This is a genomic window from Flavobacteriales bacterium (assembly GCA_016700415.1).
Taxonomy (GTDB): Bacteria; Bacteroidota; Bacteroidia; order Flavobacteriales_F; family PHOS-HE28; genus PHOS-HE28.
This window is the reverse complement of record CP065018.1, coordinates 1680001-1691850: the sequence shown is the minus strand read 5'-3', so window position 1 is coordinate 1691850 and position 11850 is coordinate 1680001. Positions and strand designations below refer to the sequence as shown.

At 57.9% G+C, this 11850-nt stretch carries 11 protein-coding genes (1 of these 11 only partly in view); 5 read left to right on the top strand and 6 right to left on the bottom strand.

What is annotated here, in order from left to right:
- Nucleotides 1–2: 2 nt before the first annotated feature.
- The 4 genes from IPP95_07100 to IPP95_07085 all read left to right on the top strand — a co-directional run bounded on the left by IPP95_07100 (nt 3) and on the right by IPP95_07085 (nt 3804).
- The gene (locus IPP95_07100) at nt 3–656 is read left to right on the top strand and encodes an ABC transporter ATP-binding protein (protein ID QQS73966.1); all 654 of its coding nucleotides are present in this window, start codon (nt 3–5) and stop codon (nt 654–656) included.
- A 202-nt stretch (nt 657–858) separates the two neighbouring features.
- Nucleotides 859–1422 carry an elongation factor P gene (efp, locus tag IPP95_07095; GenBank protein ID QQS73965.1) on the top strand — a complete coding sequence of 188 codons (564 nt, stop codon included), beginning with the start codon at nt 859–861 and terminating at the stop codon, nt 1420–1422.
- Between the two features lie 83 nt (nt 1423–1505).
- Nucleotides 1506–2435, top strand: a complete 930-nt coding sequence (locus tag IPP95_07090) for a UDP-3-O-(3-hydroxymyristoyl)glucosamine N-acyltransferase (protein QQS73964.1) — start codon at nt 1506–1508, stop codon at nt 2433–2435.
- Between the two features lie 142 nt (nt 2436–2577).
- Nucleotides 2578–3804: a SpoIIE family protein phosphatase gene (locus IPP95_07085; GenBank protein ID QQS73963.1), complete on the top strand. Its 1227-nt coding sequence runs from the start codon at nt 2578–2580 to the stop codon at nt 3802–3804.
- On the opposite strand, the gene IPP95_07080 is transcribed toward IPP95_07085, so the two are convergent.
- Genes IPP95_07080 through IPP95_07065 form a run of 4 tightly spaced genes read right to left on the bottom strand, consistent with a single transcriptional unit; the run spans nt 3762 to nt 8704 of the window.
- Nucleotides 3762–5231 (bottom strand): O-antigen ligase family protein, encoded by a 1470-nt coding sequence (locus IPP95_07080; protein QQS73962.1) that lies wholly within the window; start codon nt 5229–5231, stop codon nt 3762–3764. The two genes, IPP95_07085 and IPP95_07080, sit on opposite strands and share 43 nt — an antisense overlap.
- A 3-nt stretch (nt 5232–5234) precedes the next feature.
- Nucleotides 5235–6203, bottom strand: a complete 969-nt coding sequence (locus tag IPP95_07075; protein QQS73961.1) for a hypothetical protein — start codon at nt 6201–6203, stop codon at nt 5235–5237.
- Entirely contained in the window at nt 6196–7215 is a 1020-nt protein-coding gene (locus IPP95_07070) for a hypothetical protein (protein QQS73960.1), read from the bottom strand. The genes IPP95_07075 and IPP95_07070 overlap by 8 nt, the downstream gene beginning before the upstream one ends.
- A 40-nt stretch (nt 7216–7255) precedes the next feature.
- The gene (locus IPP95_07065; protein ID QQS73959.1) at nt 7256–8704 is read right to left on the bottom strand and encodes a polysaccharide biosynthesis C-terminal domain-containing protein; all 1449 of its coding nucleotides are present in this window, start codon (nt 8702–8704) and stop codon (nt 7256–7258) included.
- Between the two features lie 271 nt (nt 8705–8975).
- On the opposite strand from IPP95_07065, the gene IPP95_07060 reads away from it, so the two are divergent.
- On the top strand, nt 8976–10103 hold the full coding sequence (locus IPP95_07060; protein QQS73958.1) for a glycosyltransferase family 4 protein: 1128 nt from the start codon (nt 8976–8978) through the stop codon (nt 10101–10103).
- Between the two features lie 214 nt (nt 10104–10317).
- On the opposite strand, the gene IPP95_07055 is transcribed toward IPP95_07060, so the two are convergent.
- Together IPP95_07055 and IPP95_07050 are read right to left on the bottom strand one after the other, a co-directional pair.
- Nucleotides 10318–11196, bottom strand: coding sequence for an O-acetyl-ADP-ribose deacetylase (locus IPP95_07055; protein QQS73957.1), 879 nt, complete (start codon nt 11194–11196; stop codon nt 10318–10320).
- A gap of 149 nt (nt 11197–11345) precedes the next feature.
- Nucleotides 11346–11850: the 3' portion of a hypothetical protein gene (locus IPP95_07050; protein ID QQS73956.1), read on the bottom strand. The gene runs 50 nt beyond the window's last position; 505 of the gene's 555 nt are visible here — the last part of the coding sequence; the start codon falls outside the window, past its right edge; its stop codon occupies nt 11346–11348.

The following is an 11850-nucleotide window of genomic DNA, read 5'->3' as shown; positions in this document are numbered from 1 at the left end:
CCATGTCGGAACGCACACCAGCGCGCGATGCAGGCATGCGGATCACAATGAGCGGTGTGGCCAAGCAGTTTTCCCGCGAAAAAGTATTCACCGATGTGGACCATGTGTTCGAAGCAGGTAGCCGCACCGCGCTCCTAGGGCCGAACGGAAGCGGGAAAAGCACCTTGCTCCAAGTGGTGGCCGGGGCTTTGGTGCCCACCAAAGGAACCGTGGAACATGCATTGGGCGAAAAGCCGATGGAACAGGACCGGGTGTACCGGGAAGTGAGCATCGCAGCGCCGTACCTTGATCTTTACGAGGACCTCTCACTGCGGGAGGCGATCGCCACGCATGCGCGATTCAAGCCTTTCCTGCCCGGGATCACCGTGAAGGACGTGGCGAGCACCGCGTATTTGGAGCCGCACTTGGAGAAGCCCGTGAGCAACTTCAGCAGCGGCATGAAGCAACGCCTCAAGCTCGCGCTTGCCATCCTCAGCGATACGCCGCTGCTCCTGCTCGACGAACCCGCCACCAACCTCGACGCTGAAGGCATCGCTTGGTTCCGTGAGCTGCTCATGCGCAACGTGGAGCGGCGTACCCTGCTGGTGGCCAGCAACCGGCAAGCGGAAGAGACTTTCGCTTGTGACAGCAGTGTGGAGATCATGAAGTGGAAATAGTGGTCAGTTCGATCGCGGAACCCATGCACCCCGGATTGCCTTTCTGGCCCTTTTTTTGGTCGAAAGTGATCACCTGACGGCAGCCGGTCGGCAGCCTGACAACGGACAATGAACAACTGACAACTGCGGTATTCGTGCCTCTGTAGTGAAAAATATGCATTTCCCGCACATCCCTACCTTCGGCCCCCAATTTCCGCACCCCATGGCCAACACCGGCGACATCAGCATCGGAACCTATATCCGCTTCAACAACGACATCTGCCAGATCGTGGAGTGGCAGCACCGCACGCCGGGCAACCTGCGCGCTTTCTACCAGGGCAAGATGCGAAACCTCCGCAACGGCAAGCTCAATGAGCACCGCTTCCGCAGCGGCGAGAACATGGACGTGCTGCGCGTGGAGATCCGTGATATGCAATACCTCTACCGCGAAGGCGAGTTCCTGGTCTGCATGGACCCGAACTCGTATGAGCAATCGCACATCCCAATTGACCTTTTTGGTGACGCCATGGGCTTGATGAAGGAGGAAATGACGGTGCAGGTGGGCTTTGAGAGCGACATCCCCATCATGGCACGTCCCCCGAAGATCGTGGAACTCGAGGTGACCTACACCGAGACCGCCGTGAAAGGTGACACCAGCAACAAGGTGATGAAGGCCGCCACGCTCGAGACCGGAAAGGAGATCCAAGTCCCTTCTTTCGTGGAGATCGGCACCGTGATACGCATCGACACGGAGAGCAACGCATACCTCGACAGGGTGAAGAAGTAAGCCGGGTCCGCCCAGCGCCGCTCTCCGGCTACCTTTGTCCGATCTGGGAAGATCCGTTCCCTTGGACCACAAACGGTCGCCTTATGGAGCTGAAGGAACCACTGACCGCCGCAGCTGTGGCGGAGCTGATACATGCGAAGGTGCTGGGCAATGTCCAGCGGACCGTCACCGGCATCAATGAGATCAACCGGGTGCGCTCCGGTGATCTGGTCTTTGTGGACCACCCCAAATACTACAACAAGGCGCTGAACAGCGCAGCCACCACGATCCTTATCGACAAGGCCGACGTTGAGATCCCCGAGGGCAAAGCGATCATCATCAGCGAGGATCCCTTTGCCGACTACAACACCTTGGTGCGGCACTTCATGACGCCGCTCGCATGGACCTCCGAGCTGCCCGCGATCGGTGCGGACACCGTGGTACACCCGAGCGTCACCATAGGCACCAATGTCACCATCGGCAAGGGCTGCACCATCATGCCCGGCGTGGTGATCTACCCGAACACCACCATCGGGGACCGGGTGATCATCCATGCCAATGCGGTGATCGGCGGGGATGGATTTTACTACAAGAAGCGGACAGGCGGCTATGAGAAGATGGTCACGGCCGGCTGTACGGTGATCGAGGATGACGTGGAGATCGGGCCGTTGACCAGCATCGATCGCGGGGTGAGCGCCGACACGCGGATAGGGGCCGGGACCAAGATCGACAACCAGGTGCAGGTGGGCCACGATACGCTCATCGGAAAGAATTGCCTGATCGCCGCACAGGTCGGTATCTCCGGTGCCTGCATCATCGGCGACAATGTCACGCTCTGGGGCCAAGTGGGTGTTCCCAGCAAGCTTACCATCGGCAGCGGTGCCACCGTGCTGGGCCAAAGCGGCGTGCTCACCGATCTCGAAGGCGGCAGGACCTATCTCGGTTCCCCGGCCGGGGAATGGAGGCAGAAGATGCGCGAGGTGGCCAGCCTCGGCCGATTGCCCGACCTGCTCAAAAAGATGGACAAGCAATGAACTGCAGCGCCACGCCGACTCCAGACGTCAGACTCACGACTCAAGACTCACGGACTCACGACTCCAGAACTCCAACTCCTCTGTGCCCTCTGTTTACCCTGAGCAAAGTCGAAGGGTGCCTCCGTAGTGAACCCTTCACTCCATGACCCGCCTCACCCGCCTCACCGAACGCCTGAACTTGAAAGAGTTCCAATTGAGTGCGTTATTGGAGGTCACCAAGGCGATCAACAACAACGAGGACAAGGGTGAGCTGCTGAAGTTGTATGCGGAGATCATGCATGGCGAACTGGGCATCACCCGGCTGATGTTCTTCGAGAACGACAGTCAGTGGCGCTGCGTCCAGGCCCTGACCGACGAAACGGACAGTCCCGTGCCGGACGTGGCGGGTTTCATGAAGGAATGCCGGGACATCCAGTTCATCGGTGCAGAAGATGCCAAAGGACTCGGACGGTTCGATATCGCCATCCCCGTCTTCCACCAGGAACGCCCGTTGGCGCTGTTGCTCATCGGGGACATCGACGATGAGGAACAGCGCATGAGCCCTACGGTGAAGCACCTCAACTTCATCCAGACCCTGACCAACCTGATCGCCGTGGCGCTGGAGAACAAGCGCTTCGCCCTGCGGGCCTTGGCGCAGGAGCGGGACCGGCGCGAGCTGGAGCTGGCGGCCGAGATGCAGCTGATGCTGGTGCCGAAGGACCTGCCGAACGGCGAGCGGATCCAAGCGGCCGGCTGGTACCAACCGCACCAACAGGTGGGCGGCGATTACTACGATGTGGTGCGCACCGGGCCGGATGAGGTCGTGCTCTGCGTGGCGGACGTGAGCGGCAAGGGCATCGCGGCGGCCTTGTTGATGTCCAATTTCCAAGCGACCTTGAGGGCCTTGATACAACGGGAACGCGCACCCTTGGACGCGTTGGTGCGGGAGCTGAATTCGAACGTGCTTGAACGGGCCCGGGGCGAACGCTTCATCACCTTGTTCATCGGCCGGGCGGACCTGCGGACCGGTGCCATGGAATACGTGAACGCCGGCCACAATCCGCCCATGTTGGCCGGGCAGGGAGGCGTGATCTCGGAACTCAGCGACGGGGCCATCGCCTTGGGCATGCTTCAGGAACTTCCCTTCGTGAACGTGGGCCGGGCGGAGGTGAAGGGCGGCGTTCTGCTTTGTTATACGGACGGACTGGTGGAGCAGGAGGATTCCCAAGGAAATGCATTCGAGACACTTCCGGTGCGAAAGACCTTGGAGCTGCTTTCCAGCGCCGGCCCGGTGGCCATCAACGAAGCGCTTATCTCCACATTCGAGGCCCATCGGGGCCAGCTGCCCTACTTGGACGATATAGCCTTGCTCACCTGCCGGTTCCCGTGATCGCCGGAGGAGGCTTGGTGCTTCAAGTCCAGCACCACGATCATCGCCGTGAAGCCCCAGAAGGGCACGCTCGCCTTGTCCAGGTCCAAATAGTTGTTCAGGACGCCGTGGATGAAATAAGTCACCAACCCAAGGAACGCCGCGCCTATGAGCATGCGGTCCACGCCGTTCGGAAGCCTTGACCAGAGCCGTACCGCGGTCCAGGTGATCACCCCGATGAGCGCGATCACGAGCAGCATCCCAAGCAATCCCTGTTCGGCCAATGGGCCTAGGTATTCGCTGTGTGAATTTCCGTTCAGGCCGAAGTTGGTGCTGATGATGGTGCGGTCCCGTGCAGCTTGGAACGGCGCGTACTGGAACATGTAGGTGCCCGGGCCCCAGCCGGTCAACGGCCGTTCATCGAACATCTGCAGGGCGGAATTCCAGCGGTTTATGCGCTCCAGATTGCTTGCGTCCGAGCGGATGTTGCTGATGGAGCTGACGTGCTTGGCCAAGTCGTCATTGCTCTCCGTGCGGTTACGCTCCAAAGCGATGGTGATCCGGTCCATGTTCGCGATCGCCGTGATGCCCGCCACCAGCAGCACCACCCCGATGGTCCAGGCCGGTATGCGCAACCGCATCACGATGAAGACGCCCAGCGCACCTGCCACACCTACCCATGCCGCACGCGTATAGGAGAACAGGATCCCGGTGACCAACAGGGCCAGCAGGAATACGGCCATGCCCCGGCGGCTCCGGGAATAACCGGGCATGGAAATAGCCGTTATCGCGAAGGGCAGGCAGAATGCGATGATGGCCCCGTAGCTCGTGTGGTCCTTGAAGAAAGGCGACATCACCCAGTGGGCCGGATCCTCGGCAAAGTCGAACTGGGCATGGTGGATCAAGGTATAGCCCACCACGATCGCCAGACCCGACAGGAACAGCCAGAAAAAACGGTGGATGTTGCGGGGATCCCGGAACAGGCGTGTGGCCATGAAGTACATGGTGCATACGAACCAGAGCCGGGCGGTGAGGTATTTGAGCGAAACGATCGGCATGCTGCTCGGCAGCACGCAAATGGCCATCCAGATCAGCTGTGCGATAATGACGATGGTAACGGGATGCCGCCAGACCTTGGGGTCCAATGTGCCTTTCTCCAAGGTCAACCTCAACAGGAAAAGCAGCATCAGCACCACCATCAAAGGTTCGGTGGGCAGTGCGACGCCGATGCCGCCCAGATCCAGCTCCTCCAGGTTGATGGACAGCGGTGTGGCGAAGACGATGAAGAGCAGGACCTTATCCGCTGCGGTCACCACCGCCCAGCCTGCCAAGAGCACGGCCGGCAGCAGGTTCAGCCAATAGACCTCATGGATGGTGAGGGCGGCGTTGAACAGCACGAACACCACGCACACCGCGGGTATCCACCAGCTCTTGAGCGCACGCACCATGGGTCAGCCGCGTTCGGCGGGCACGGGGGCTCTGGTCGACCGATCGCGCAGGAATACCAGGATGTAGCAGAGCAGCATGGCCATGGCCGTGGACACGAACACGATCAGCCAGCGGATGGGATACACCTTTTTGTCCGATACTTCCGGATAGACCACCACGTTCGTATAAGTCAGCACCTTGCTCACGTCCATCAAAGCTTGGCGTTCCTCGGTTTGCTTTTTACCGTATTCCTGGATCAACATGTTGTCCAAGTCGGAGAGTTGGTGGTACTCGCCACCGCTTTTTTCCAATGATCTCAGCATACTTTCGATCTCCTCCCTGTGGGCCTTGGTCCCACCGCCGGTGATCGCCTTCATGTATCCTTTGGTGAGCTCCTTGGTCTGCGTGTAATAATCCAAGAGGCCATGGTTCCGGCGCAATTCGTTCATTCGGTTCTCCACGCTGTCCAGCCGCTGCCGTGTATTCGCCATGCCGTCCTGGATGATGATCAGCAGTTCACGCGAGTTCTTGCGCTGAAGGTTGCGTGCCAGCAGGTCCGTCTGGGCCAGGATCTCCTCCACCAGGTCGCGGGCCAGCACGGGGTCTTCGTCCACCACACTGATCTCCACGCTCTCGTAACGCGTCTTTTCAATGGTGACCCGCTCCTTGTACATGTTGTAAAGCGCAGCGCGACCGCCTTTGCCAATGGTGTCCATCTCATAGTGCGCCAGCAGGTCGAACCGGTGGATGATGCTGTCCCGGATGCTGTTGCTCTCCAGAAGCTGCAGTAGCTGGTCCGCGCGTGACTCGATGGAATAGCTGTTCAAGTTCACCGGATAGACCACGGCTTGCGACTTAAACCGCGGCTTGAGGAATCGGGAGCCGCTGAACACGGCGGAAAGCACGAATGCCGCCAGGCCCACTCCGACAAAGAGGCGCCAATACCGGCTCACGACCGAGTAGGAGCGCGTGAAAGTCATCCGATCATCCATGGATCCTTCTGATTTTGCGTATGTTTTCCTGGGCCATCACCAAAAGCAACGCCAAGATCAAGGCACTGATGGCGCTGGCAGAGACCACCAACCACCAGATCGGCCAGCTCTTCCGGTCCGCCGGGAATGCGTTGTTCACCGTGAATTTATGCGGCAGGTCGCTGTCCCGGTCGGCCTTGGCCTGTTCCAGCTTCATCCGTAGTGCGCTCAGTCGCTTCACTTCGTTGAACTGCATGTCCTGTAGGTTGACATAAGCCCCGCCGTATTGCGCCAGCACTTTGAAACGCTTTTCGAATTCATCGATCGCCCGCTGATCGCCCTTTACAATGGCCGCACCAAGGTATTCATTGTAGCGCTCCGCTTGGGTGTGATAGTCCTGCACGCCCAAGGAGCGGAGCACTTCCATGCTGTCGCCCAACTGCTTGATCTCTGCTTCCAACGCGACCACGCCGTCCTTCACGATCCGGTAGCCCTTCAACGCGCGTTCGTGCGCCATCTCGTTCCACACGCTGTCCACTTGGGCGCTCATGAAGTTGGCCATGTCCGCAGCCCGTTGCGGGTCCGTGTCCAACACTTCCACCCGTACGCTGCCGAATTTGGTGTACTCGAACTTCACATGGCTTTCATAAGCGTCCCGCAGCTCCGAGTTCTTGTGCTTACCGTCCGGGTCGATCTTGTAAACTTTGAGCAGGTCGAAGCGGGCAGCGGTGCGGTCCCGGACCTGGTCCGAGTTCAGGATCTGCAGCAATTGCTCGGCGTCTTCCTCGTCCCCCAGCGCCAGAATGTCGTCCCGCCCGGTGGATTGCTCGCTTAACAGGGCCTTGGAAACGCTGTTCGTGATGGCCGGGAAAAGGATGACCTCGCTGCGATAGCGAGCGGGAATGGCCAGCGTGGCGACGATGCCGCCCAGCAAGCCCAACAGCGCCATGCCTAGGATGAAGCGCCGCCGATGCCAGAGGAATATCGTCAGGTCGAACGCGTTGTCGCCTTCCTGATCCGGTCCGTCAGCCATGTTCTCTCCCTGTTGAAAAAGGTCGGCTAAAGTAGGCGGTTCAGCCCTCCTTTCGCGGAAGAAGTGCCGAACGCACACTTCGTACAGGCAACAGACCGCTGGCCAACGCCCCGATGGCCGCCGTTCCCGCCAGTACGGGCAAGGCGATCACGAAGGTGGATCCGGCCGCCCCGAGTCCCCAGGCGGCCACCAGAAGCAGCACCAAATAGCCGGTGAGGCCGAGGACATCCCGCAGCTTCACATGCAGTGCATACCGCCTCGCCGCGACCACCATCTGCGCTATCGCCATCGCCCCTTGCGTGATCAGGCTGGCCCATGCCGCACCCAGCGCATGCCCTTTCGGGATCAGCAGCAGGTTGAGGCCGATGTTCAGCACCATGCCCCCGGCGGCCAGCTTGTTCAAGGTTTTCAGGTCGCCGCTGGCAGTGAGCAAAGTGCCGAAGATGTAGGTGATGCACACCCCCACAAAGCACCAGATCAGCACCGCGAAGGCCGGCGCGGATTCCGATGTGTGCTCGTGGTAACGCAGGTCCATCACTTCCTTCGCGTAGAAGCTGCCGATAACTGCCACGGCCAGTGTGCCCGCCAGCACCAAGCGCAATGCCAAGCCCGTCAGCGGACCCACGTCATCCTTGTTCTTCAGCATGCGGCTATACATGGGCAGCAGCAGCCCGGCGAAGAGGAAGCCCAGCATGTTGAACGCCTCGAAGAAGCGGAAGCCCTGCGCATAGATGCCCGCTTGCAGGTCGCCGTCCGGCAGCATTCGCTCCAGCATCACCGAATCGGTGCGGTAATAGAAGCTCATCAGCAGCACCAGCAAGGCGAAGGGAAAGCTTTGCCGCAAGATGCTGTAGGTGAAGACGGGGTCCCAGCGGGGGCGCAACCCGCCTGCGCGGCGCGCCACCAGCACCAAGGCGATCACAGCGGTGGTGCCGTATGCCGCCGTCTGCGCCCAAGCGAACCATTCGATCGGGAAGGGACCCGAGTAGACGCGGCCCCAGAGCAGCCAAGCACAGATGCCGATCAGCAGCACGCGGTCCAGCACCGAGAGCAGACTGTCCTGCGCAAAGCGCTGTGAACCCGCGATGTTCGAACGCAGATAGAGGATGGTGGAAACCAGCACTTGGTTCAACACCAGAATGCCCAATAGCTCCAACTGCCCGCCGCGATAGCCCAGCAGCCAAGCCGCCGCGAAGATGCCCACCGAATAAAGCACCGCCAGCAACGAACGCGCCGCCACGATGCCGCTCACGTGCTTGCGCATCAAGTGCGTGTGCTGCGCGATGTTCCTCGTGTTCCAGTTGGTGATACCGAGGTCCAGCAGGATGTTCAGCAAAAAGCTCAGGCTAAGCAACGCCGCGTAGCCGCCATAGGCCGCAGTGCCCGCACGTACCTGCACCTCCGCATCGATCCCGAAGATGTAGAACGGCTTCACCAACAGGTTCAGCGCCAGCACGAGGGCGAGGTTGGTGAGGAATTTGCGTTGCATGGAAGGCCGAAAGGTGCTTAAAGGTTGGGAGTTTGTGAGTTGTCAGTTGTCAGGCTGCGACCGGCTGCCGACGGAGGTTAAGTTCTGCAGGCTGGCCGCCACAGAGGAACTTCGCGCCCGACCTGAGAAACTGCAGCAACTGATCGCCACAACGCACGGAACTGCGCGCCCGACCGACAACTGCAAACTGACCTGACAACTGATCCGCCTCGGGACTCGGATTCCCGGCTCACACTAAACTGCAACTCTTTCCCCATTTACCCCTTCCGCCATGCGCATCGCCGTAAACACCCGCCTTCTCCTTCCCGGAAAGCTCGAAGGCATCGGTTGGTTCGCGCATGAATCGCTTCAGCGCATCACCGCCGCGCATCCGGAGCACGAGTTCATCTACTTCTTTGATCGACCCTATGCCGGGCAGTTCGTCCATGGCCCGAACGTGACGCCCGTGGTGATCCCGCCGCCCACGCGCCATCCCATCCTCTACCGCATCTGGTTCGACGGCGTACTGCCACGCGCCCTGCGCAAACACCGCGCCGATGCCTTTCTCTCGCCGGACGGATACCTCAGCCTCCGCACGGACGTTCCCCAGCTCCCCGTGATCCACGACCTCAACTTCGAGCATTTCCCCAAGGACCTCCCGCCCGCATACAGCCGCTACTACCGCAACCGCTTTCCGCGCTTCGCGAAGAAAGCCGCCCGCATCGTCACCGTTTCGGAATTCTCCAAGCAGGACATCGTGAAGACCTACGGCATCCCGCCGGAGAAGATCGATGTGGTCTACAACGGCATCGGTTCCGTCTTTGCGCCGCTGGCGGAAGGGGAGAAGGGCAGCGCCCGCAAGCGGCTCACCGGCGGCCTGCCGTATTTCGTCTGCGTCGGTTCGCTGCATCCGCGGAAGAACATCGCGCGCTTGCTGGAGGCGTTCGACCGCTTCGCGGGAACGCGGAACGACGCCCGCCTGGTGATCGTGGGCGAAGCCTTCTGGTGGGACGAGCGCATGAAGGCCGCTTGGAAAACGATGCGCCACACGGACAAGGTGGTCTTCACCGGCAGGCTGGAGCAGACCGAACTGCACAAGACCTTGGCGGACGCGCTGGCGCTTGTCTTCGTGTCCTATTTCGAGGGCTTCGGCATCCCCGTGGCGGAAGCGATGAAGTGCGGCGTGCCGGTGATCGCCGCCGATGCCACCAGCCTGCCCGAGGTGGCCGGTGACGCTGCCATCTACTGCGATCCGTTCAAGGTGGAAAGCATTGCGGAGGCCATGGCCCGCCTGTGGGACGATCCCCCCCTGTGCGCCAAGCTCGCCGAAGCGGGCCTCGAACGAGCACAACGCTACACGTGGGGCCGCACGGCGGAAGGGCTTTGGAAGAGCCTTGAACAGGTGCTGAAGCTGGGTTGAGCGTTCGGCATTGGATCCGGGCCGGAGGGCACGGGAGGATGGCCACTCGCGCATAGGCCTTCGCAAGCCTAACGTTTTGCAGCTACCCGAAGGGCGGGACTTTTACCACAAAACTTGATTTGAAAAACTAATGTTTGATTAACCACAAAACTGTCTTTGGAACACGAAACCCCGCCTTTTGGGTAGGTGCTGTTAGCGGTTCGTGCTTCTTTCATTATTTGTAATATTTGCCCCATATGTCGTTGTCAATTCCGTTTAGTTCAACTTGTATTGGTTCTTTGTCAAAGTCGTAAATGATAAGTCCAGCAATAGGTTCTTTAAATTCAGTGCCATCGTCTGCAACAACTTTGAATTTGTTGTCCTTAGTGAATTTATTTATACGAATGAGATTGTCGTCTTGGTCTTCGATAAATGTCTTACGAAAGAAGTCGCGATACTTGTCGTATTTGTTAGTTGGAATAAGTTGACCTGACAAAACGCCCATTCCATCATCTTCTAAACCAATATTTACTGTTCCAATTATTTCGTTGTCGGCATATAATTTTGATGGAACAGTGTAAACTTTAAAGTTGAGTTGACTTTTGATGAAATAGAAATTGTCGTCATCAAAGCAAACGAAAATTACTTTTTCCACTTTGTTAGGATTAGAACTAACAAAGTCTAAAACTGTGTCAACTGAAACTCTTGCTGCTTCGTTTGTTGGATATTTATAAACGCCAGTGCTGATACAAGGAAAAGCAATTGTCTTGCAGTTGTTGTCAACGGCAATTTGCAATGAGTTTTTATAACAGTCAGCAAGTTTTAACTTCTCATTCTTTTGTCCGCCATTCCAAACAGGTCCAACAGTATGAATAACAAATTTGGCATTCAAATTTCCAGCTGTCGTAATTACCGCTTCGCCTGTTTTGCATCCACCTTGTCTTGCAATTATTTTTCTACAGTCGTCCAAAATTGCTTGTCCGCCAGCTCTATGAATTGCTCCGTCTACACCACCACCACCTAAAAGAGAAGTATTCGCAGCATTTACGATTGCGTCAACTGTCACTTTTGTGATGTCGCCTTTAAGAATTTCTATTTTAGTTCTACTGTTCATTCTGTATCGTCATAGCATGACCGCTAACGGGCCTGCGCTTGCCGCAGGCCGCTTTTCGTGATCTTGTTCCTGGACGAAGTGTTCATCGCTTCAACGGGAATTGTCATCGGGACGAGGGCGGCTTGTGGCAAGCGCATGTTAGCGCACGTTTATTTCTTTTTATTCTTCAGCTCAAGTATCATGTTGTACACGCTTTGCACATTGGAGATCATCTCAAGCTGGGTATTGGACTTAACCCCAGGCATCCAGTTTAGACCACTAACGCCATGAACCAATGGATTCCTGGGTCCAATCTCAATAGACCCCGTTCCATCGTTATTCTCAGTGAATACAAAGTTGGAAGAGGAATGAAGGTCAATATTCCTTATTTCTTTCTTCCTCAATCCAGACTTGATGATTATCCGATTCTCTGTGAGTCCGTAAACGCTGCTCTCCCTGTACTTTGAGTCAACCACGAAGCGGCCGAACGCGAAGAACAAACCAAACAGAACAAAGGGTACACCGAACAATGCGAACATTGGAGATGTCTGGCCAGCCATGTACATCCAAAATATGGCGAACCCCAACCATAAAAGGCTAAACGGGATAAGAAAGACGTCTGCGGTCCTGAAGATGATCCCTTGCTTGGGTTGTCCTGTCCAAACAATGGATTCG

Coding starts and splice junctions, on each gene's coding strand:
- IPP95_07100 (QQS73966.1), top strand. CDS start 3: ATGTCGGAACGCACACCAGCGCGCGATGCAGGCATGCGGATCACAATG.
- efp (QQS73965.1), top strand. CDS start 859: ATGGCCAACACCGGCGACATCAGCATCGGAACCTATATCCGCTTCAAC.
- IPP95_07090 (QQS73964.1), top strand. CDS start 1,506: ATGGAGCTGAAGGAACCACTGACCGCCGCAGCTGTGGCGGAGCTGATA.
- IPP95_07085 (QQS73963.1), top strand. CDS start 2,578: ATGACCCGCCTCACCCGCCTCACCGAACGCCTGAACTTGAAAGAGTTC.
- IPP95_07080 (QQS73962.1), bottom strand. CDS start 5,231: ATGGTGCGTGCGCTCAAGAGCTGGTGGATACCCGCGGTGTGCGTGGTG.
- IPP95_07075 (QQS73961.1), bottom strand. CDS start 6,203: ATGGATGATCGGATGACTTTCACGCGCTCCTACTCGGTCGTGAGCCGG.
- IPP95_07070 (QQS73960.1), bottom strand. CDS start 7,215: ATGGCTGACGGACCGGATCAGGAAGGCGACAACGCGTTCGACCTGACG.
- IPP95_07065 (QQS73959.1), bottom strand. CDS start 8,704: ATGCAACGCAAATTCCTCACCAACCTCGCCCTCGTGCTGGCGCTGAAC.
- IPP95_07060 (QQS73958.1), top strand. CDS start 8,976: ATGCGCATCGCCGTAAACACCCGCCTTCTCCTTCCCGGAAAGCTCGAA.
- IPP95_07055 (QQS73957.1), bottom strand. CDS start 11,196: ATGAACAGTAGAACTAAAATAGAAATTCTTAAAGGCGACATCACAAAA.